The 21,415-nt window shown below is 68.4% G+C and carries 21 protein-coding genes; 14 read left to right on the top strand and 7 right to left on the bottom strand.

What is annotated here, in order from left to right:
* Positions 1–65 precede the first annotated feature (65 nt).
* Genes ACNQS7_RS08980 through ACNQS7_RS08970 form a run of 3 tightly spaced genes read left to right on the top strand, consistent with a single transcriptional unit; the run spans position 66 to position 4,326 of the window.
* Positions 66–1,472, top strand: coding sequence for an ammonium transporter (locus tag ACNQS7_RS08980; RefSeq protein WP_418015937.1), 1,407 nt, complete (start codon positions 66–68; stop codon positions 1,470–1,472).
* Between the two features lie 2 nt (positions 1,473–1,474).
* A complete protein-coding gene (gene glnB, locus ACNQS7_RS08975; RefSeq protein ID WP_055577570.1) occupies positions 1,475–1,813 on the top strand; it encodes a nitrogen regulatory protein P-II in 339 nt (112 codons plus the stop codon).
* A gap of 44 nt (positions 1,814–1,857) precedes the next feature.
* Positions 1,858–4,326 carry a [protein-PII] uridylyltransferase gene (locus ACNQS7_RS08970; protein ID WP_418012280.1) on the top strand — a complete coding sequence of 823 codons (2,469 nt, stop codon included), beginning with the start codon at positions 1,858–1,860 and terminating at the stop codon, positions 4,324–4,326.
* On the opposite strand, the gene ACNQS7_RS08965 is transcribed toward ACNQS7_RS08970, so the two are convergent.
* From ACNQS7_RS08965 to ACNQS7_RS08955, 3 genes are all read right to left on the bottom strand, one after another.
* The gene (locus tag ACNQS7_RS08965; RefSeq protein WP_418015936.1) at positions 4,323–6,029 is read right to left on the bottom strand and encodes a DEAD/DEAH box helicase; all 1,707 of its coding nucleotides are present in this window, start codon (positions 6,027–6,029) and stop codon (positions 4,323–4,325) included. The genes ACNQS7_RS08970 and ACNQS7_RS08965 overlap by 4 nt on opposite strands.
* Before the next feature lie 116 nt (positions 6,030–6,145).
* Positions 6,146–6,922: an alpha/beta hydrolase gene (locus tag ACNQS7_RS08960; RefSeq protein WP_418012279.1), complete on the bottom strand. Its 777-nt coding sequence runs from the start codon at positions 6,920–6,922 to the stop codon at positions 6,146–6,148.
* Entirely contained in the window at positions 6,922–7,908 is a 987-nt protein-coding gene (locus ACNQS7_RS08955; protein ID WP_418012278.1) for a hypothetical protein, read from the bottom strand. The genes ACNQS7_RS08960 and ACNQS7_RS08955 overlap by 1 nt, the downstream gene beginning before the upstream one ends.
* Before the next feature lie 3 nt (positions 7,909–7,911).
* Between ACNQS7_RS08955 and ACNQS7_RS08950 the strand changes: the two genes are divergently transcribed.
* Complete coding sequence (locus ACNQS7_RS08950) at positions 7,912–8,235, top strand: hypothetical protein (protein WP_418012277.1); 324 nt, start codon at positions 7,912–7,914, stop codon at positions 8,233–8,235.
* On the opposite strand, the gene ACNQS7_RS08945 is transcribed toward ACNQS7_RS08950, so the two are convergent.
* Positions 8,225–8,464 (bottom strand): hypothetical protein, encoded by a 240-nt coding sequence (locus ACNQS7_RS08945; protein ID WP_418012276.1) that lies wholly within the window; start codon positions 8,462–8,464, stop codon positions 8,225–8,227. The genes ACNQS7_RS08950 and ACNQS7_RS08945 overlap by 11 nt on opposite strands.
* Positions 8,465–8,625: 161 nt before the next feature.
* On the opposite strand from ACNQS7_RS08945, the gene ffh reads away from it, so the two are divergent.
* The 5 genes from ffh (at position 8,626) to ACNQS7_RS08920 (ending at position 15,485) form a co-directional block, all read left to right on the top strand.
* On the top strand, positions 8,626–10,182 hold the full coding sequence (gene ffh / locus ACNQS7_RS08940) for a signal recognition particle protein (protein WP_055577566.1): 1,557 nt from the start codon (positions 8,626–8,628) through the stop codon (positions 10,180–10,182).
* Between the two features lie 7 nt (positions 10,183–10,189).
* Entirely contained in the window at positions 10,190–11,272 is a 1,083-nt protein-coding gene (locus tag ACNQS7_RS08935; protein WP_418012275.1) for an amidohydrolase family protein, read from the top strand.
* A gap of 64 nt (positions 11,273–11,336) precedes the next feature.
* Positions 11,337–13,019 carry a serine/threonine protein kinase gene (locus tag ACNQS7_RS08930; RefSeq protein WP_418012274.1) on the top strand — a complete coding sequence of 561 codons (1,683 nt, stop codon included), beginning with the start codon at positions 11,337–11,339 and terminating at the stop codon, positions 13,017–13,019.
* Positions 13,020–13,078: 59 nt separating this feature from the next.
* The gene (locus ACNQS7_RS08925; RefSeq protein ID WP_418015935.1) at positions 13,079–14,884 is read left to right on the top strand and encodes an N-acyl-D-amino-acid deacylase family protein; all 1,806 of its coding nucleotides are present in this window, start codon (positions 13,079–13,081) and stop codon (positions 14,882–14,884) included.
* A gap of 1 nt (position 14,885) precedes the next feature.
* A complete protein-coding gene (locus ACNQS7_RS08920) occupies positions 14,886–15,485 on the top strand; it encodes a TetR/AcrR family transcriptional regulator (protein ID WP_310785401.1) in 600 nt (199 codons plus the stop codon).
* Between the two features lie 90 nt (positions 15,486–15,575).
* Here ACNQS7_RS08920 and mmaA2 read toward each other — a convergent pair whose 3' ends face one another.
* Both mmaA2 and ACNQS7_RS08910 read right to left on the bottom strand, forming a co-directional pair.
* On the bottom strand, positions 15,576–16,439 hold the full coding sequence (gene mmaA2 / locus ACNQS7_RS08915) for a cyclopropane mycolic acid synthase MmaA2 (RefSeq protein ID WP_418012273.1): 864 nt from the start codon (positions 16,437–16,439) through the stop codon (positions 15,576–15,578).
* Between the two features lie 87 nt (positions 16,440–16,526).
* Complete coding sequence (locus tag ACNQS7_RS08910; RefSeq protein WP_418012272.1) at positions 16,527–17,405, bottom strand: D-alanyl-D-alanine carboxypeptidase family protein; 879 nt, start codon at positions 17,403–17,405, stop codon at positions 16,527–16,529.
* A gap of 44 nt (positions 17,406–17,449) precedes the next feature.
* Between ACNQS7_RS08910 and ACNQS7_RS08905 the strand changes: the two genes are divergently transcribed.
* The 5 genes from ACNQS7_RS08905 to trmD all read left to right on the top strand — a co-directional run bounded on the left by ACNQS7_RS08905 (position 17,450) and on the right by trmD (position 20,147).
* On the top strand, positions 17,450–17,869 hold the full coding sequence (locus ACNQS7_RS08905; RefSeq protein ID WP_418012271.1) for a nuclear transport factor 2 family protein: 420 nt from the start codon (positions 17,450–17,452) through the stop codon (positions 17,867–17,869).
* 329 nt (positions 17,870–18,198) lie between these two features.
* Positions 18,199–18,681: a 30S ribosomal protein S16 gene (gene rpsP / locus ACNQS7_RS08900; protein WP_418012270.1), complete on the top strand. Its 483-nt coding sequence runs from the start codon at positions 18,199–18,201 to the stop codon at positions 18,679–18,681.
* An 8-nt stretch (positions 18,682–18,689) separates the two neighbouring features.
* The gene (locus ACNQS7_RS08895; protein ID WP_036354608.1) at positions 18,690–18,932 is read left to right on the top strand and encodes an RNA-binding protein; all 243 of its coding nucleotides are present in this window, start codon (positions 18,690–18,692) and stop codon (positions 18,930–18,932) included.
* Between the two features lie 10 nt (positions 18,933–18,942).
* The gene (gene rimM / locus ACNQS7_RS08890) at positions 18,943–19,464 is read left to right on the top strand and encodes a ribosome maturation factor RimM (RefSeq protein ID WP_418012269.1); all 522 of its coding nucleotides are present in this window, start codon (positions 18,943–18,945) and stop codon (positions 19,462–19,464) included.
* A complete protein-coding gene (trmD, locus tag ACNQS7_RS08885; protein WP_418012268.1) occupies positions 19,461–20,147 on the top strand; it encodes a tRNA (guanosine(37)-N1)-methyltransferase TrmD in 687 nt (228 codons plus the stop codon). The genes rimM and trmD overlap by 4 nt, the downstream gene beginning before the upstream one ends.
* A 75-nt stretch (positions 20,148–20,222) precedes the next feature.
* Here the strand turns inward: trmD and ACNQS7_RS08880 are convergent, their stop codons facing one another.
* Positions 20,223–21,182, bottom strand: a complete 960-nt coding sequence (locus ACNQS7_RS08880) for a hypothetical protein (RefSeq protein ID WP_418012267.1) — start codon at positions 21,180–21,182, stop codon at positions 20,223–20,225.
* Positions 21,183–21,415: the final 233 nt, after the last annotated feature.

Genomic DNA, 21,415 nt, shown 5'->3' with positions numbered 1-21,415 from the left:
CACCAGTCATCTTCTGGGGCCCTCCCAACGCTGACTGGAGGTGATAGCGAGTGAGTTTCCCTGTTATGGGCCAGCCCAATACCGGCGATACGGCCTGGATGTTGGCGAGTTCGGCACTCGTGCTGCTGATGACGCCGGGCCTGGCGTTCTTCTACGGCGGCATGGTTCGTGCCAAGAGCGTGCTCAACATGATCATGATGAGCATCAGCGCGATGGGCGTCGTGACGGTGTTGTGGGTGCTCTACGGCTATTCCATGGCATTCGGCAACGACACCGGCAACGTTGTCGGCAGCCCGACCGAATACTGGGGCCTCAAGGGGCTCATCGGTGGCAACGCGGTCGCGGCCGATGCGTCCAAAGGCGTCGCGGCGACTGACATCCCGCTGGCGGGCACGCTGCCGGTCACCGTATTCGTGGCCTTCCAGTTGATGTTCGCGATCATCACCGTCGCCCTGATCTCCGGCGCGGTCGCCGACCGGCTCAAGTTCAGTGCCTGGCTGGTGTTCTCCGGCCTGTGGGCCACGTTGGTGTACTTCCCGGTCGCGCACTGGGTGTTCGCGTTCGACGGGTTCGCCTCGGAGAAGGGCGGCTGGATCGCCAACAAGCTGCACGCGATCGACTTCGCGGGCGGAACCGCGGTGCACATCAACGCCGGTGTGGCCGGCCTCATGCTGGCGCTCGTCCTGGGCAAGCGCAAGGGCTGGCCGACGACGTTGTTCCGGCCGCACAACCTGCCGTTCGTGATGCTCGGCGCCGGTCTGCTGTGGTTTGGCTGGTACGGGTTCAACGCCGGTTCGGCGACCAGCTCCAACGGCGCCGCGGGGGCGACGTTCGTCACCACCACGATTGCCACTGCGGCCGCGATGCTCGCCTGGCTCCTCACCGAGCGCATCCGGGACGGCCACGCCACCACCCTGGGTGCCGCTTCGGGCATCGTCGCCGGACTGGTCGCGATCACTCCGTCCTGCTCATCGGTGAACGCGCTGGGCGCACTGATCATCGGCGCCGTCGCGGGCGTGCTGTGCGCGCTGGCCGTGGGGCTGAAGTTCAAGCTCGGCTTCGACGACTCGCTCGACGTCGTCGGCGTGCACCTGGTCGGCGGGCTGGCCGGCACCCTGATGGTGGGTCTGGTTGCCGCACCCGAAAGCGTCGCGATCAACGGCGTGACGGGCGTGTCCAAAGGACTGTTCTACGGCGGCGGATTCGACCAGCTCGAACGCCAGGCAGTGGGCGCGTTCGCGGTTCTGGCCTACTCCGGCGTCGTCACGCTGATCCTGGCGCTTATCCTGAAGTACACCATTGGGCTGCGGTTGGGAGCAGAGCAGGAATCGGCGGGCATCGATGAGTCGGAGCACGCTGAAAGCGGCTACGATTTCGCGGTCGCCAGCGGTTCGGTTCTTCCCCGTGCCAGCCTGCCGGACACCCCGAACGGCCTGCAGGCACGAGTGGCCGAGAAAGTTGAGGCGGAATAGAAATGAAGCTGATCACCGCGATCGTCAAGCCGTTCACCCTCGACGACGTCAAGACCAGCCTGGAGGACGCCGGCGTCCTGGGCATGACGGTCAGCGAAATCCAGGGCTATGGGCGGCAGAAGGGCCACACCGAGGTCTACCGGGGCGCTGAGTACTCGGTCGACTTCGTGCCCAAGGTCCGGATCGAGGTCGTCGTCGACGACTCCATCGTCGACAAGGTCGTGGACAGCATCGTCCGGGCGGCGCGAACGGGCAAGATCGGCGACGGCAAGGTGTGGGTCAGTCCCGTGGACACCATCGTGCGGGTGCGCACCGGTGAGCGCGGTTCTGACGCCCTGTGAGGTAGACCGACCTTGCTGAAGTCAGGCAGACGGGCCGGCCGGGTGTGACACCGAACCGGTCGGACCCCTCGCCCTCGGAATCAGAAGAAACGCAAGCAGGAAGCGCCGCTGCGGCAGTCGATCTGGCTGCCGCGCGGCGCCAACTGTTGTCTGACGGACTGCGCGGGATGAAGCCTACCGAGATGCGGCAGGCGATGCTGGACCTGCACGAAACCTGGCTCACCGCAAAGGCTTCGGAAATCGGCATCACCGACGACAGCGGCTTCGCGATCGTGGCGGTCGGCGGTCTGGGCCGCCGTGAGTTGTTGCCCTACTCAGACCTCGACCTGGTGCTGGTGCACGACGGCAAGCCGCCCGAAGCGCTAGGTCCGGTCGCGGACAAACTGTGGTACCCGTTGTGGGACGCCAACATTCGGCTCGACCACAGCGTTCGTACGGTGAGCGAGGCGCTGGCCACCGCCAACGCCGATCTGACCGCCGCCCTGGGCATGCTGGAAGCGCGGCACATCGCGGGTGCCGAGGCCCTGTCGACCGAACTGATCGACGGGATCAAACGTCAGTGGCGCAGCGGAATCCGTTCCCGCATGGACGAACTCGTCGAGATGACGCATGCCCGGTGGTTGCGGCTGGGCCGTATCGCCCACCGTGCCGAGCCGGATTTGAAGTCGGGTCGCGGCGGACTGCGCGACGTGCAGCTGCTCAACGCACTGGCCCTGGCGCAACTCATCGACCGCCACGGCATGTCTCGGGCCGACACCGCGGTCGGGTCGCTGGACGATGCCTACCTGACGTTGCTCGACGTCCGCACCGAACTGCATGTGGTGTCCCGCCGGGGCCGCGACCAGCTGCTGGCGCAATTCGCCGACGAGATCAGCGAGGCGCTGGGGGTCGGTGACCGGTTCGACCTGGCGCGCATGCTGTCCAGTGCCGGGCGAACCATCAGCTTCCATGCGGTCACCGGCCTGCGCACCGCCGTCAACGCGCTGCCCAAGCGGGGCCTCACCGCCCTGATGCGACGGCCCAAGCGGCGACCGCTGGACGAAGGCGTCGTCGAATACGCCGGTGAGATCGTGCTCGCTCGCGACGCCCGCCCCGAGAGCGACCCGGGGCTGGTGTTGCGGGTTGCCGCCGCCGCGGCGGATACCGGCGTCCCGATCGGCGCCGCCACCCTGAGCCGGCTGGACAGCGCGCCGCCGCTGCCGACGCCGTGGCCGCGCGAGGCGCTGGACGACCTGCTGGTGGTGCTGTTGGCCGGTCCCACCGCGGTGGCCACCATCGAGGCGCTGGACCGCACCGGGTTGTGGGGCCAGTTGCTGCCCGAGTGGGACGCGATCCGTGACCTGCCACCGCGCGATGTCTCGCACAAGTGGACCGTGGACCGTCACGTTGTGGAGTGCGCCGTGCACGCGGCGCCGCTGACCACCAATGTGGCGCGACCGGACCTGCTTGCCCTGGGCGCACTGCTGCACGACATCGGAAAAGGCCGCGGGATGGACCACTGCGTGCTGGGGGCCGACCTGGTGGTTCCGATCGGCCAGCGGCTCGGGTTGTCGCCGGCCGACGTCGACACGATCTCCAAGATGGTGCGTCACCACCTGCTGTTGCCCATCACGGCCACCCGTAGCGACCTGAACGACCCCAAGACCATCGAGGCGGTCTCCGAGGCGCTGGGCGGTGACCCGCAACTGCTCGAGCTCATGCACGCCCTGTCGGAGGCCGACTCCAAGGCGACCGGCCCGGGTGTGTGGAGTGACTGGAAGGCGTCGCTGGTCGAGGACCTGGTGCGTCGCTGCCGTATGGCGATGGCCGGCGAGGTGCTGCCGCAGGCGGAACCGACTGCGCCACATTACCTTTCGCTGGCCGAGCGGCAGGGCGTACACGTGGAGCTGCAACCGGGCGACGGGGAACGCCGGTGCGCGGTGATGGTGGCGCCCGACCAGCGCGGGCTGGTGTCCAAGGCCGCCGCCGTGCTGGCGCTGAACTCGCTGCGGGTGCATTCCGCGTCGGTGAACATTCACGAGGGAGTGGTGATCACCGAATTCGTGGTGTCCCCGCTGTTCGGGTCCCCGCCTGCCGCGGACCTGTTGCGGCAGCAGTTCGTCGGCGCCCTGCACGGCGACATCGACGTCTGCGCCATGCTCGAGAAGCGGGACAGCGAGGCCGCCCTGTCGGCCACCGCCCGCGCCGGGGAGGTGCAGGTGGGAGTGCCGGTCACCCGTTCCACCGCACCGCCGCGCATCCTCTGGCTGGACACCGACACCCCCGGTCAGCTGATTTTGGAAGTCCGCGCCATGGACCGGGTGGGTCTGCTGGCCCTGCTGGCCCGGGCGCTGGAGCGCGCCGAGACCGACATCCTGTGGGCCAAGGTCAACACGTTCGGGTCGACGGCAGCCGACGTGTTCTGCGTGGCGGTGCCGCCCGAGCTCAACGCGCGGGCCGCGGTGGAGAAGCACCTGCTGGCGGTGCTGGGCGCGCCGGCGGTCGTTCTGGAGGACGAGCCGGTCGGGGACTAGCTCTGCTCCGCGTTTAGCTGGCGCACGGCGTCGATCCTCGCTTTGAGCTGATCGCTGGTGGCCGCGGCGATCGGCGGCCCGCCGCAGCGTCGGCGCAGCTCGTTGTGGATCCAGCCGTGCGGCTTGCCGGTGCGGTGGTGAGCGACCGAAACCAGGGCGTTGAGTTCGCGGCGCAGCTCCCGCAGTTGCCCGTGGGTGGTCATCGTCGCTGCCGGAATACCGGTCTGTGCGCGTCGCTGCAGCTGCTCATCCTGGCGCCGATGCAGCAGCGCGCGCATCTGTTCGGCGTCGAGCAGGCCGGGAATGCCCAGGTAATCGGCCTCCTCGTCGCTGCCGGCGGGGGTGGCGGTGCCGAATGAGGAACCGTCGAAGATGACCTGATCCAGCTCGGCGTCGGCGCCCAGCGAGGTGAAGCCCTTCTCTTCGCCGGGTTCGTTCTGGGTCTTGGTGGCCGGGTCCTCGTCGAGCGGGTCGCCCTCGGATTCGCGGTGCGGTTTGCCCAGGACGTGGTTGCGCTGTGCCTCCAGCTCGCTGGCCAGTTGCAGCAGGTTGGGCACCGACGGCAGGAAGATGCTCGCCGTCTCACCCGCTCGGCGGGATCGCACGAACCGCCCGATCGCCTGGGCGAAGAACAGCGGCGTCGAGGCGCTGGTGGCGTAGATCCCGACCGACAGGCGCGGTACGTCGACCCCTTCGGAGACCATCCGCACGGCGACCAGCCACCGGCTGCTGCTGGCCGAGAACTCCGAGATGCGGGCCGACGACCCGGGGTCGTCGGACAGGACCACGGTGGGCGCCTCGCCGGTCAACTTGGTGAGCAGGGTCGCATAGGCGCGGGCCGCGGTTCGGTCGGAGGCGATTATCATCCCGCCCGCGTCGGGCACATGCTCACGCTTCTGGCGCAGCCGCTGGTCGGCCGCCGCGATCACCGCCGGCATCCATTCGCCGGCCGGGTCCAGGGCGGTGCGCCAGGCCCGCGCGGTCTGCTCGGCCGACAACGGTTCGCCCAGCCGAGCCTCATGCTCCTCGCCGGCGCTGTCCCGCCAGCGGGCCTGTCCGGAATAAGCCATGAACACCACCGGGCGGACCACGCCGTCGGCCAGGGCCTCGGCATAGCCGTAGGTGTGGTCGGCCTTGGATCGCATCAGGCCGTCGGCGTCGGGTTCGTAGTTCACGAACGGGATCGGACTGTCGTCGCTGCGGAATGGGGTCCCGGTCAGGGCGAGCCGGCGGGTGGCGTCGCCGAAGGCTTCCCGGATCGCGTCACCCCAGGTCTTCGCGTCGCCGCCGTGGTGGATCTCGTCGAAGATCACCAGCGTCTTGCGCTGTTCGGTGCGTACCCGGTGCAGGGTCGGGTGGGCAGCCACCTGGGCGTAGGTGACCACCACGCCGTGGTACTCCGGCGAGGTCTGCGGGTTGGAGTTGGAGAACTTCGGGTCCAGGGAGAGCCCCTGGCGTCCGGCGGCCTGCGCCCACTGGATCTTGAGGTGCTCGGTGGGCACGACGACGGTGAGCTGCTCGACGGCCCGGTGTGCGATCAGCTCGCCGGCGATCCGCAGGGCGAAGGCGGTCTTGCCGGCACCGGGTGTGGCCACGGCCAGGAAGTCCCGCGGCTCGGTTCCCAGGTACTTCACCAGGGCGCGACGCTGCCAGCCACGCAACGAGCGAGTGGTGTCGGCAGGGAAGTGGCTGACCGGCTGCAGCGACACATTCCCCCCATCGAACTCGGGCCTGGCGGCTCGGCCGCGCGCAATGGCGCAGTGGCTGTGAAATCTAGCACGGCAACGCTTTTCGGCGCTGCAACGACGTGGCCCGGGGCTCAGATTGGCTGGTCGCGGGTCTGTAGCCAGTCGTGGATCCGGGAGGCGACGTCGGGCCAGCCGGGTTCGAGCATCATGTTGTGGCCCATCGCGAAGAACTCCGGTTCGGTCCGGTAAGCGGCTGCCGTCGCCCGCACTTCCGCGGTGCTGACGAAGCCGTCCTGCTCGGCGCCCAGGACCAGCATCGGGGTGGTGACCAGTGCCGTCCGGACCCGCCGGATCATCGGGTCGAGCGCGGCCGCACGCAGGCTTTCGGGCCCGGCCTGCGATCTGCAGGCTTCGACGACGGCGTATGGCGTCTGCGCGCAGAACAGGTAGTCGCGCGCCATTGCCGGCGTGTCGACGAATTCGAGCAACGTGCCGCCGGCGAACGCCCGCAGGGCGATCAGCGGGTGCCGGCGCCACACACGCATCGCCAGTTTGAGAAAGCCCCTCGGGGGTACGGAGCCGACCAGCACGGCGGCCGGCGCGCGGCGGGTTTCCAGATACCGCTGCACGGCGAAACCGCCCAGTGAATGGCCGATCAGCACGGGTTGGCCACCCAGCGAATCGGCCACGGCGCGGACGTCGTCGACGTAGTCGGCCATGGAGCATCGGAGCAGCGCCTTGGGAGCGGTACTGGCGCCGTGGCCGCGCAGGCTCACCGCCGCCGCGCGATAGCCGGCGTCGGCGAAGTAGTCCAGGAAGTTCTCCCAGCACCACGCCCCGTGCCAGCCGCCGTGCACGAACAGCAGCGGTTGCGCGGTGCGCGAACCCTTCTCGACGACTTCCAGCACTACCGCGCACCCACTGGGACGGCGTCGCTCCGGCTCGTTGCCGTCGCCGCCCCCAGCCCGAGCAGCATGGCCAGCACAACCGGGAACTCGAGGTAGGCGTGATAGCTGGCGAACGCGGAGTACGCGGCTTTGCCGGAGGCGTAGTCGGTGACGAACACCACGGCCAGGGCCACACCGACGGCGGCTCCCAGCGTCCATGCCCTTGCGCCGGTCAGCCACGGAGCGCGGACCTCGAACGCCCGGGCCGCGTCGGGCGCGTAGCGGGGGAAGAAACCAACCCAGACGAAGTAGTGCATCGTCTGCAGGAAGGCGAACACGACGAGCAGCCGCACACCGGCCTCGGTCAGCACGGCTGCGGGCGGCGCGCTGGCCGCCACGATTGTCCGCGGATTCCCGGCGAACCCCGCCAGCGAGGAACTCGTCCCGCCCAGATGGCGGTCGAGAACACCGGAGAGCAGTACGGCGGGCACGACCAGAACCCACCCGATCTGCACGGACCGAAACCACCGGCGCAACGCCGGGGTGGGCAACCGGGCCGCCCACTCCCAGAGGAAGAACAGCGGCACCACATTGTGCAGATGAGACAGCACGACGAAGTGGTACGCGGGCCAGCTCAGCGAGGCGGCCGTGGCGAGCGCCAGCACCACCGCCGCCGCGATCAGCGACGGGCCTCGCAGCCCCGCCACACAGGCCGCGCCGAGCACCGCATAACCGACGACGATCTCCGCCAGCCGGGCCGGTTCGCCGACGACCATGCCCGCCAGCCGGCACAACACGATCACGGTGATCAGACCCAGTAGCCACCAGAGCAGCCGGCCGGACAGCACCGCCGCGAAACGTCCAGTGACGTAGCGCAATTCCAGCACGTTGTGCAAGACCCCGAACGCCATCAACCCCAGTACGGTAGTGGCCAGCGGTGCCCGCATCGCGACGGCCAGAGCCACCGCCGCGGCCCCGGCGAACACCCAGATCACCCGTAAAGTCATCGCGTGTCCCAACTGACCGCTTTCGTTGTCACGGTCGCGGTGGAATCGCTGTGGTACGTCGGCGGACTGGTGGGCATCGTCGGGCTGCGGTGGTGGTCGGCGCTGTTGCTGGCGATCGGTGTCAATGCCGTCACCCATCCGGTGGCGTGGTGGGTATTGGCGCCGGACCCCTCGCTGCCGGCGCTGGCGCTGACGGAGCTCGCGGTCACACTCGCCGAAGCGGTTGTGCTGGCGGTCGCCGTCCGGCGTGAACTGGGCACGCTGGCGCTGCTGAGCGTGGGCGCCAACGCCTCGTCGCTGCTCACCGGGTTGCTCCTCAACCGGTAGGCGGGCCCGGCGGAGGAGACGGCGGCTGTTGCGGCGGCCACCCCGGCGGAGGACCCATCGGGGGCGGGCCCCACTGTGGCGGAGGCGGCTTCGGTCGCCGGGAGCGGCGCACCAGGATCGCGACAACCACGATGGCCGCTAACACCACGACCAGCAGCAACACGACCACCAGCAGCACCGGAGACGACGACGATTTAGCAGGCGCCAGGTCTGCGAGCACAGTGACCACGGGGCAAAACTAACGCCTGTCAAGTTCAAATGAAAGGGTCGACGGGCTTGCGCCGAGACTGAAACCAGGCAGGGCCGCGCCGGCGTGTCGGCTGCGTCGTTGCAGTGTCGCGAGAGCACGGGGATGCGCCGGTCCGCGCCCCGACCATTAGGCTGGCGGTCGTGTTTGAATCGCTCTCCGACCGGTTGACCGGTGCCCTGGCGGGGTTGCGCGGCAAGGGCCGCCTGACCGACGCCGATATCGAGGCCACCACCCGCGAAATCCGGCTCGCGCTACTGGAAGCCGACGTCTCGCTGCCCGTCGTCCGGGCATTCGTCCACCGGATCAAGGAGCGCGCCCGCGGCCACGAGGTCTCCGGCGCCCTCAACCCGGCGCAGCAGGTCGTCAAGATCGTCAACGAGGAACTGATCGGCATCCTCGGTGGTGAGACACGTGAGATCGCCTACGCCAAGAACCCCCCGACGGTGATCATGCTCGCCGGTCTGCAGGGTTCCGGTAAGACGACGCTGGCCGGCAAACTCGCCTTCCGGCTCAAGAACCAGGGCCACACGCCGCTGCTGGTCGCTTGCGACCTGCAGCGCCCCGCCGCCGTCAACCAGCTGCAGGTCGTCGGCCAGCGGGCCGGGGTGCCGGTGTTCGCGCCGCACCCCGGAGCGTCACCCGAGTCCGGCCCGGGCGACCCGGTCGCGGTCGCCGCGGCGGGTATCGCCGAAGCCAAGGCCAAGCATTTCGACTTCGTCATCGTCGACACCGCCGGCCGCCTCGGCATCGACGAAGAGTTGATGGCCCAGGCCGCGGCCATCCGCGACGCCGTCAACCCCGACGAGACCCTCTTCGTCCTGGACGCGATGATCGGCCAGGACGCCGTCGCCACCGCCCAGGCCTTCGGCGAAGGCGTCGGCTTCACCGGTGTGGTGCTGACCAAGCTGGACGGCGACGCCCGTGGTGGCGCGGCCCTGTCGGTCCGCGAAGTGACCGGCGTACCAATACTTTTCGCCTCCACCGGCGAGAAATTCGAGGACTTCGACGTCTTCCACCCCGACCGGATGGCCAGCCGCATCCTGGGCATGGGCGACGTGCTGAGCCTGATCGAACAGGCCGAGCAGGTCTTCGACGCCCAACAGGCCGAGGCTGCCGCCGCCAAGATCGGCGCCGGTGAGCTGACGCTGGAGGACTTCCTCGAGCAGATGCTGGCCGTGCGCAAGATGGGCCCGATCGGCAACCTGCTCGGCATGCTGCCCGGCGGCGCGCAGATGAAGGACGCGCTGGCCGAGGTCGACGACAAGAGCCTTGACCGCATTCAGGCGATCATCCGCGGCATGACGCCGGCCGAGCGGGCCGACCCGAAGATCATCAACGCCTCGCGGCGGCTGCGCATCGCCAACGGCTCCGGCGTCACCGTCTCCGAGGTCAACCAGTTGGTCGACCGCTTTTTCGAAGCCCGCAAGATGATGTCCTCGATGCTCGGCGGCATGGGAATCCCCGGGCTGGGCCGTAAATCGGCGACGCGCAAATCACGCAGCTCGAAGGGCAAGAAGGGCAAGAAGGGCGCCCGCGGACCGACGCCGCCGAAGACGCGCAGCCCGTTCGGCGCGGGCATGCCCGGCATGCCGGCAGGGTTCCCGGACCTGTCGCAGATGCCGGAGGGCCTCAACGAACTGCCGCCCGGGCTGGCCGACTTCGACCTGTCCAAGCTGAAGTTCCCCGGCCAGAAGTAGCCGCGCAGTGCGGCTGCACGTGCGGGGGCTGGGCCTGCCCGGCGACGTCGTCACCGAACTGTGGATAGTCGACGGCCGCATCAGCGCCGAACCGGTGTCCGGCGCCGACACCGTCTTCGATGGCGGCTGGATCCTGCCGGGGCTGGTGGACGCTCACTGCCACGTCGGGCTCGGCGAGCACGGCCCCGTCGAACTCGACGAAGCGATCGCCCAGGCCGAAGCCGAACGTGACGCCGGGGCACTGTTGTTGCGCGACTGCGGCTCACCGATCGACACCCGCAGCCTCGACGACCACCACGACCTGCCCCGCATCATCCGCGCCGGACGGCACCTGGCCCGGCCCAAGCGCTACATCCCCGGTCTGGCCGCCGACATGGAAGACGAATCGCAGCTGCCGGACGCCGTCGCCGAGCAGGCCCGCCGCGGCGACGGGTGGATCAAGCTGGTCGGCGACTGGATCGACCGGGGGATCGGCGACCTGGCGCCGCTGTGGTCCGACGACGTCCTCAAAGCCGCGATCGACACCGCACACGCCCACGGTGCCCGCGTCACCGCGCACGTCTTCGGCGAGGACGCGCTGCCCGGCCTGATCAAGGCCGGGATCGACTGCATCGAACACGGCACCGGCCTCACCGACGAGACGATCGAGCTCATGGTCGAACACGGCACCGCGCTGGTGCCTACCTTGATCAACCTGGAGAACTTCCCGGGCATCGCCGATGCCGCGGTCCGTTACCCGAAGTACGCCGCGCACATGCGTGACCTCTACGACCGCGGCTATCCGCGGGTGGCCGCGGCGCGTGACGCCGGCGTCCCGGTCTACGCCGGCAGCGACGCCGGCGGCATGATCAGGCACGGGCGCATCGCCGACGAGGTCGACGCTCTACGCCGGATCGGCATGACCGCCGAGGAAGCGCTGGGGGCGGCATGCTGGGACGCCCGCCGCTGGCTGGGCCGGCCGGGTCTGGACCACGGCGCTTCGGCCGACCTGGTGTGCTACGCCGACGATCCCCGCCGGGGTCCCGACGTGCTGAATCAGCCGGACTTGGTGATCCTGCGCGGCACCGTGTTCCGGCCCGGACGATCCTAGATTTCGCTCAGTGTTAGCCGTGCGCTGCCACACCTGGCCGCGCCGAGATGGTTACCATCGCTAAATGGCGTTGGCCAGCGGCGCAACTTTTGCCGGTTACACCGTCGTACGCATGCTGAGATCGTCGGCGACGGGCGAGTTGTACCTGGCCCAGCGCCCGGATCTGCCGGGGTGGCGGATGCTGAAGGTGCTTCCGTTCACACTGTGGGCTGACGGCGACTTCCGCGCCCGGTTCCACCGCGAAAACGTGAGCGTCGCCAACCTCTATCACCTCAACATCGTCGAGGTGCACGAGCGCGGAGAGTTCGACGGACAGCTCTGGTTCGCAATGGATTACGTCGACGGCACCGACGCGGCCCAGTTGATGGCCGATCGTTTCCCCGCGGTACTGCCGGTCAGCGAGGTCGTCGCGATCATCACCGCCGCGGCCGCCGGCCTTGACTTCGCCCATCTGCGCGGCGTGCTGCACCGCGACGTCCGGCCCGCCAACCTGTTGCTGACTACCCCGGGCGCGGGTGAACCGCGAATCATGTTGTCCGACTTCGGGTTACAGCGCCCGCCGGGCGAGAGTGGGTATGCCGCCCCGGAGGAGTCGGCCGGCGCGGCCACCGACGGCCGCGCTGACCAGTACGCGCTGGCCGCCACCGCGGTGCATTTGTTCACCGGGGCGCCGCCGGCGCAACCGAAGCCCCCCAGGCTCAGCGAGGGGCGCCCGGACCTGGCCCGATTGGACGAGGTGCTCGCCAGGGCGCTGGCTGAAGACCCGGCGGATCGATTCGGCAGTTGCCGCGAGTTCGCCACGGCGCTTGCGGAACGAGCCGGGATCGTCGACCGCGAGGTGCCCGTCGCGCAACCGGCCGTCGAGCCAGCGTATGTCGTCGACTACCCGGCTTACGCCTGGCCGGAAGCCATTCCCCAACCGTCCGGCGCCGAACCGGCCGCCGGCCCCCCGAGGGGCTTGCTGCGGTCCGCGGCGGGTTCCGCGGCCCGGCGCCTCGACGCGTTCTCGACCGGTTCCCGGGGACCGAGGAGGTTCGGCCCGCGCCGGCTGATGATCGGCGCCGTCGCGCTGTTGTTGCTGGTCGGGTTGTTGGCAGCCGGCATCGCGATCGGGCGCCAAACCAGCGAACCTGCCCCGCAGGCCGGCGGTCCGGTGACCACCTCGAGCACCCCACCCGGCAGCACCCCGGCGGCCGCCCCGCTGCCACTGAACGGCACCTACCGGATCGAGGTGCAACGCTCCCGGCAGACCTTCGACACCAAGCCCACCCCGCAGCCGCCGGACGTCGAGACCTGGTGGGCGATCCGCTCGTCGTGCACCCCCACCCGCTGCCTGGCCGCGGCGACGCTGCTCAGCGACGGCGACCATACCCGGGAGAAGTCGCCGGACGTGCACCCGCTGCTCCTGGAGTTCATCGACGGCCAGTGGCGATCCCGGGCGGAGACCACAAAATTCTCCTGCGTCGGTCCCACCGGTCAGGCGAGCGCCCAGACCACCATCCAGGTGCTCACGCTGCAGCCGCAACCGGAGGGTGACCTCGTCGGGGAGATGGCCATCACCGTGAAGAGCAATGAATGCAGTCAGCTGGGCGGCCTCATCCGCATCCCCACCGTGGCCAGCCGCGACGGTGACATCCCACCCGCCGTGAACGTGCCCGACCCCGTGACGGTCACTCCGGCGACGACGCCCGCAACGACGGCGACGACGCAAACGCCGACGTCAAGGCCCTCGGGGCCGGGGGGTTGAACGACTCCGATAAAAAGATTGCGAGCGTTCACTCTCTATGTTAACTTCGAGCCAAGCCCATTCGACTTGGAGGAACAGTGACTTACGACGTGATCGTCCGCGACGGCCTGTGGTTCGACGGAACGGGTGCCAAACCCCAGATCCGGACGCTGGGCATCCGCGATGGCGTGGTGGCCACGGTCTCGGCCGGTCCGCTGGACGAGAGCGGCTGCCCCGAGGTGATCGATGCGGCGGGGAAGTGGATCGCGCCGGGATTCATCGACGTCCACACCCACTATGACGCCGAGATCCTGCTCGACCCGGGCCTGCGGGAATCGGTGCGGCACGGCATCACCACGTTGCTGCTGGGGAACTGCTCGCTGTCGACGGTCTACGCCAACTCCGAAGACGCCGCCGACCTGTTCAGCCGCGTCGAGGCGGTGCCGCGCGACTTCGTCTTGAAAACGCTGCAGGACAACAAGACCTGGTCCTCGCCCGCGGAGTACATCGCCGCTTTGGACGCCCTCCCGCTGGGGCCCAACGTGAGCTCGATGCTGGGCCACTCGGACCTGCGGGCCTCGGTGCTGGGTCTCGAGCGCGCCACCGACGAGACCGTGCGGCCCACCGACGCCGAGCTGGACAAGATGGCCCGGCTGCTCGACGAGGCGCTGGATGCCGGCATGCTCGGCATGTCCGGTATGGACGCGCCGATCGACAAGCTGGACGGCGACCGTTTCCGCTCGCGGGCGCTGCCGTCCACCTTCGCGACATGGCGCGAACGGCGCCGGCTGATCAAGGTGCTGCGCAAGCGCGGCCGCATCCTGCAGAGCGCTCCCAACGTCAACAGCCCGGTGTCTCCGCTGATGTTCTTCCTCACCAGCAGCCGGCTGCTCAACCGCAAAAAAGGAGTGCGGATGAGCATGCTGGTGTCGGCGGACGCCAAGTCGATGCCGCTGGGGGTGCACCTGTTCGGACGGGGTACCCGGTTGCTCAACAAGGTCCTGGGCGCCAGCGTGCGCTTCCAGCACCTGCCGGTGCCGTTCGAATTGTATTCCGACGGAATCGATCTGCCGGTCTTCGAGGAGTTCGGCGCCGGTACGGCCGCCCTGCACCTGCGTGATCAATTGCAGCGCAACGAGTTGCTGGCCGACGAGGAGTACCGCCGCCGGTTCCGCCGGCAGTTCGACCGCCGCAAGCTCGGGCCGTCGCTGTGGCACCGCGATTTCCACGACGCGGTGATCGTGGAGTGCCCCGATGAGTCGTTGATCGGCAAGAGTTTCGGCGCCATCGCCGACGAGCGGGGACTGCACCCACTGGACGCCTTCCTGGATATTCTCGTCGAGAACGGCGAACGCAATGTGCGGTGGACCACCACCGTCGCCAACCACCGGCCCAGGCAGCTCGACAAGCTGGCGGCTGACCCCAGCATCCACATGGGCTTCTCCGACGCCGGCGCACACCTGCGCAACATGGCCTTCTACAACTTTCCGCTGCGGCTGCTCAAACGTGTGCGAGACGCGCAGCAGGCCGGGCGGCCGTTCCTGACCCCCGAGCGAGCGATATACCGCCTGACCGCCGAAGTGGCGGAGTGGTTCGGGATCAACGCCGGCACGCTGCGCGAGGGTGACCGCGCCGACTTCGTGGTGATCGACCCCGCTCATCTGGACAGCTCGGTGGACTCCTACAACGAGGAGGCGGTGCCCTTCTACGGCGGCCTGCGGCGCATGGTCAATCGCAACGACGCGACCGTGATCGCCACGGGTGTGGGCGGTGCGGTGGTGTTCCGCAGCGGCGAGTTCCGCGAGGGCTTCGGTCAGACCCTGAAGTCGGGTCGCTACCTGCGCGCGGGTGAGCGGCGGCCGGCTTCGATGAGCCTGTCTGCCTGACATGGCACGGACCCAGCAGCAACGCCGGGAGGAGACGGTCGGCCGGCTCCTGCAGGCCTGTATCGACACCATCGTCGAGGTCGGATATGCCCGTGCCTCGGCCGCCCTGATCACCAAGAGGGCCGGAGTATCGGTGGGCGCCCTGTTCCGCCACTTCGAAACGATGGGCGATTTCATGGCGGCAACGGCGTCGGAGGTGCTGCGCCGCCAGTTAGAGACGTTCACCAAACAGGTCGCGGAGATACCGGCCGACCGGCCGGCGCTGGACGCGGCGCTGGCGATCCTGCGCGACATCACCTCCGGTTCGATCAATGCGGTGCTCTACGAGCTGATGGTCGCCGCGCGCACCGACGAGAAGCTCAAAGCCACGTTGCAACATGAGTTGTGGCAGTACCGGGCGAAGATGTACGACGCTGCGCGGGCAATGCCCGGGACGGAGAACATTCCCGAAGACACTCTTCCGGTACTGGTGGCATTGCTGACCAATGTCTTCGACGGCGCGGCCGTGGTGGAAGGCGTACTGCCGCAACCCGAGATCGCCGAGCGACGGATTCCGGTGTTGAGCGAGCTGATGACCGCGGTTTGGCGGCCACCGGCCTGACGCCGAGCAGACGCAAAGTCGCCCTGGAACACGTGTTCCAGGGCGACTTTGCGTCTGCTCGCGGGTGGTAGCCGGGTGGTGGGCGGGCCGCTATTTCTGCAGGGTGAACTGGTTGACGTCGATATAGCCGTCCCGGAAGAGCTGGGCGCAGCCGGTCAGGTAATGCATGTAGCGGTCGTACACCTCTTCGGACTGGAGTTCGACGGCCCGGTCCTTGTGTGCGGCGAGGGCTTCGGCCCACAGGTCGAGAGTCCGCGCGTAGTGCGGCCGCAGTGACTGGTTGCGGGTCAGCGTGAAACCCGCACCGGCGGAATGCTCTTCGACCATCTCGACGATCGGCGGGGCGCCGCCCGGAAAGATCTGGGTCTTGATGAAGTGGAAGAACCGGATCACCCGCAGGGTCAGGGGCAAGCCCCGGTCGGTCATCTGCTGCTTGGTGAAGCCGGTGATCGTGTGCAGCATCAGCACTCCGTCGGCGGGCAGGATCCGGTGAGCCTTCGCGAAGAAGTCGGCGTGCCGGTCGTGACCGAAGTGCTCGAAGGCGCCGATCGACACGATGCGGTCGACGGGTTCGTCGAACTGCTCCCAGCCCTGCAGCAGCACGCGCCTGGCGCGTGGGCTGTCCAACTGGTCGAACGACTTCTGCACGTACGCCGCCTGATTCTTCGACAGCGTCAGGCCGACGACGTTCACGTCGTACTGTTCGATGGCCCGGCGCAGGGTGGCGCCCCAGCCGCAGCCCACGTCCAGAAGTGTCATCCCGGGCTGCAGACCCAGTTTGCCCAGTGACAGGTCGATCTTGGCGATCTGCGCCTGTTCGAGCGTCATTTCGTCGCGCTCGAAGAACGCGCAGCTGTATGTCTGGGTCGGGTCCAGAAACAGCTGGAAAAACTCGTCAGACAGGTCGTAGTGCGCTTGCACGTCGTCAAAATGTGGCGTCAGGGCGTTAACCATAAGGCTGGTCAGCGTACGCCGGCACCGGACGCGCGGACCCGGAAAACGCGGCGTGATGCTTTGCTGTGACCGGAGCGTGCCCCGCTGTTACAACGAGCCGATACCGGCCTGCGGGCCGAGCGCGAAGCCCCAGTCGAACAGGCTGGCCGCCTGGTCCCAGTACGTCGGCCCGCCCTCTTTGACCAGCCCGTACATCATGGCGATCACCAGCCGGCGGCCACCACGGGCTGCCGCGCCGACGAAAGTCTTGCGCGCGGCGTTGGTGAATCCGGTCTTGCCGCCGATGGCGCCCGGATACCGGGCCAGCAGCTCATCCTGGTTCAGGATTGGTTGGTCCCCGTTCTCGCCGGGAAACATCGCCGACGGCTCGGCGGTGATGTTGGCGAAAGTCGGGTTGGCCATGGCCGCGCGGAAGATCACCGCGAGGTCGTGCGCCGTCGACCAGCCGGAGTCGTCGGGCCCGTCCAAACCGGAGGGCGTCGCCGCGTGGGTGTTCGACGCCCCCAGCGAGGCGGCCTTCGCGTTCATCTTGGCCACCGCGGCTTGTTGGCCGCCCAGCATGTCGGCCAGCGTGTTGGCGGCGTCGTTGCCCGACACCAGCAACAGACCGTCCAGCAGCTGGCGCGCGGTGTAAGTGTGCCCGACTTTGACCCCGACGCAGTTGCACTCCACCGCGGTGTCCGTCAGGTCCGCGACGACCGTGGTGTTCAGCGGCACCTCATCGAGTACGACCAGCGCCAGCAGCACCTTGATGGTGCTCGCCGGCGGGTGGGCGACGTTCTGCTCGCGTCCGGCCAGGACCTGACCGCTGTCCATGTCGGCGACGATCCAGGTCTGGGCGGGGCCGTCGGGGATCGGCATCGAACCCGCCGCCTGCTGAACGTCGGTGTCGGCGCCGGAAACCGGGGCCGCGCCGAGGAAGGTGACGCAGAGCAGCGCGGCGGCGATGGCCATGAGCTTTCGCATGGGCGCAGATTTTATCGCCTGCGGCCGCGGTGTTGAATCGAGACATGTTGAGCCTGGAAGAGATATCCGACCGTCTGGAGATCCAGCAGCTTCTCGTCGATTACTCGTCGGCGATCGACCAGCGCCGGTTCGACGACCTGGACAAGGTCTTCACTCCGGACGCGTACATCGACTACACGGCCCTGGGAGGAATCGCCGGCGAGTACCCCGAGGTCAAGAAGTGGCTGTCGGAGGTGCTGCCGAACTTCCCGGTGTACTCGCACATGCTGGGCAACTTCTCGGTCCGCATCGACGGTGACACCGCGTCGTCGCGGGTGATCTGCTTCAACCCGATGGTGCTGGGCGGGGAGAAGGACCAGATTCTGTTCTGCGGGTTGTGGTACGACGACGAGTTCGCGCGTACCTCCGAGGGCTGGCGGATGACCCGCCGCGTCGAGACCAAGACCTTCCAGAAGGTCATGTAGCCGGGCTTAGCCTCGGGTCGCTCCTCGCCGCGGGCGCCGAAATTGCCGGCAGGGCTGTGTCGCGGCCCCGGACACGACCATGGCGGCAATCTGGGCGCAGCAGCGCTCTCGCTTCGGGTCCAACGGTGGCGACCCGCAGCGCCCGGCTCCGCCGCGCTTGCGATCGCCACGGCAATTAACGCCGGGGCACCCGGTTCTGGCACAATGGGCCGCTGTCCGCCCCGCGATCACGATCGCCGGGTGGTCACACACGCGAGGCAAAACCGGACCCGGGCAACCCGCCCCGGTCGCTGAATTGCAGCGTGACACCACAGGAGAGTCGCTTAACCATGGCTGTGAAGATCAAGCTCACCCGTCTTGGCAAGATCCGCAATCCCCAGTACCGCATCGCCGTCGCCGACGCGCGCACCCGTCGCGACGGCCGCTCCATCGAGGTCATCGGCCGTTACCACCCGAAGGAAGAGCCGAGCCTGATCGAGATCGACTCCGAGCGCGCGCAGTACTGGCTCGGCGTCGGCGCCCAGCCCACCGAGCCCGTCCTCAAGCTGCTGAAGATCACCGGTGACTGGCAGAAGTTCAAGGGCCTGCCCGGCGCCGAGGGCCGCCTGAAGGTCAAGCCGGCCAAGCCCAGCAAGCTCGAGCTGTTCAACGCCGCGCTGGCAGCCGCCGACGGCGGGCCCACCACCGAGGCCACCAAGCCGAAGAAGAAGTCCGCGCCGAAGAAGGCCGCCAAGGGCGACGAGGCGGCTGCCGACGCACCGGCGGAGGCGCCGGCCGAAGGCACCGAGGCCGCCACCGAGACCGAGAGCTGATCGGCGCCATGAGCACCGTCGTGGTCGACGCCGTCGAACACCTGGTCCGTGGCATCGTCGACAACCCTGACGATGTCCGGGTCGATCTGGTGACCAGCCGTCGTGGGCGCACTGTCGAGGTTCACGTCCATCCTGACGACCTGGGCAAGGTGATCGGTCGGGGTGGCCGTACCGCCACCGCGCTGCGCACGCTGGTCGCCGGCATCGGTGGCCGCGGCATCCGCGTCGACGTGGTGGACACCGACCAGTAGCAGCGCTCACATGGAGCTGATCGTCGGGCGCGTGGCGAAAGCGCACGGCATCTCCGGCGAACTCGTCGTCGACGTCCGCACCGACGATCCCGACGTCCGGTTCGCGCCGGGCGCCACCTTGCGTGCCAGGAAGCCCCGCGACCCGGGTCCCGCGCGCGGCTACGTCGTCGAGAGTGCACGACCGCACGGGGCCCGGCTGCTGGTGCGCCTGGCAGGCGTCGATGACCGGGATGGCGCTGATGCGATGCGGGGCAGCTTGTTCGTCATCGATTCCGCAGAGCTGCCACCGATCGACGAGCCGGACACCTACTACGACCACCAGTTGGAAGGATTGCGGGTCCGCACCAGGGCGGGCCAGCAGATCGGCGTCGTCGCCGAAGTCCTGCACACGAACGGCGGTGAGTTGCTGTCGGTCAAGAGCGAATCCGGTGAAGTGCTGGTGCCCTTCGTAAGTGCGATCGTCACTTCGGTGTCGCTGGCTGACGGCACGCTCGAAATCGAACCGCCAGAAGGCCTGTTGGACCTGGGATGAGAATCGACGTCGTCACGATCTTCCCAGCGTACCTGCAGCCGTTGCGAGAATCGTTGCCGGGCAAAGCTATTGCGTCGGGTCTCGTCGACCTGCAGGTGCACGATCTGCGCCGGTGGACCTACGACGTGCATCATTCGGTGGACGACTCGCCCTACGGCGGGGGCCCCGGCATGGTGATGAAGGCGCCGGTCTGGGGCGAGGCGCTGGACGAAATCTGTTCGGAAGAAACGCTTCTGGTGGTTCCCAGCCCGGCCGGCGTGCTGTTCGACCAGACCACCGCGCAGCGGTGGAGCTCCGAGCGGCACCTGGTCTTCGCCTGCGGCCGCTACGAGGGCATCGACCAGCGCGTGGTCGAGGACTCCGCGCGCCGGATGCGGGTCGAAGAGGTGTCGATCGGTGACTACGTGTTGCCCGGCGGTGAGTCAGCGGCCCTGGTGATGATCGAGGCCGTGCTGCGCCTGATGACCGGAGTGTTAGGCAATCCCGCCTCGGCCCAACACGATTCGCACTCGCCGGCGCTGGACCGGCTGCTCGAGGGGCCCAGCTACACGCGCCCGCCGAGTTGGCGCGGCCTGGATGTCCCGGAAATTCTGCTGTCGGGCGACCACGCCCGAATCGCCGCGTGGCGCCGCGAGGTGTCCCTGCAGCGCACCCGCGACCGCCGCCCCGAGCTGCTGGACTGATTTCCCTCGCGAGCAGACGCAAACTCGCATGAAATCCGCCGATCCAGTGCGAGTTTGCGGCTGCTCGCGCCAGAACTAGATGCGGCCGTTGGGGAAGATTGTCTTGACGGCTTGGGTGATCGTCTCACGTGCCGTTGCGTCGTCGGAGGGCTGCAGCGACTCGATCACCATGATGTAGCGACGGTCTTTACCGATCACACCGGTCGACAGATGCATCCAGTCGGCGCCGATGCAACACATCCAACCCTGCTTCACCGCAACGGGTTCGGCATACAGCCCCTCAGGAATGCCGAATCGCTGGGGGTAGCCGTCGACTCCCGTCGGGGTCGACTTGGCCAGGTCGTTGACGATCAGCCGGGCCCGCTCCACGGGCAATCCGCCCGAGCCGTCGAGCAGCATTTCGTAGTAGCGGATCAGGTCGGGCGCCGAACTGATGGTGTTCCACCACCGCCCGTCGCTGGGCGGCGCCGTCGACGTCAGCCCGTACCGGCTCGCCACCTGCGTGATGATGGAGTCGCCGCCGTCCTGGCCCCAGAAACGCTCTGCCGCGCCGTCGTCGGACGACTGCAACATCACGTCCAGCGACTGGCGGTCGTCGGGGGAGAGCACTGACCTGCCTTCGGCCTCGCGCAGCAGCAGATCATCGGCGATGAACAGCTTGGCCACCGACGCCGTGGCGATGATCTGGCTGTTGCCGTTGGAGACCAGCTCGTGCGTGGCGCGGTCGAAGATCGCCACCGAGAGGGTCGCTCCGCTCGCCGCGGCCTGGTCGGTGGCCTGCTTGATGCGTGCCTGCACGCCGGCCAGCCCGCCCGCGGCCAGGGTCGTCGGCAGCGCCATCGGCTGTCCGGTCGGGGTGATGGAGCGCAGCAGCAGCTCGACCAGCTGCTGCTGAGGCTGTGGCTGGGGCTGAGCCGCGGTCCGGTCCGTCGAGTAGCTGAACGCCTTCGCGTGCACCGTCGCCTCGCAACCGGCGGCCACCACCAATGCCGCCGCCGCCAGGGCGGAAAGCAACGTCAGCGGCCGGGCTCGCATGGCACTCCTTCGGCATCCTCGGGCTTCTTCAAGGCATCCGTTCGGGGCGGGCCGCGGCGCATTTCCGAGTCAGCTGCCCCGGGAATCCGGCTCGGCGGGTCCTTGGCAAGGGTTCGGATCCGCGCGGTTCGACCCCAGCTATATGTACCACTTGCAGGCGGTTTAGGGCGGGCGCGAACCACTACAGTTTCCTGTGATTTTCACTGCATGCGCCCCGTCTGGCACAATTGGCC

This window comes from Mycobacterium sp. 23 (assembly GCF_048287075.1).
GTDB classification, from domain to species: Bacteria; Actinomycetota; Actinomycetes; order Mycobacteriales; family Mycobacteriaceae; genus Mycobacterium; species Mycobacterium gordonae_B.
Note: the sequence above shows the minus strand (reverse complement) of the source record. Positions and strands in the feature narration are given on the sequence as shown.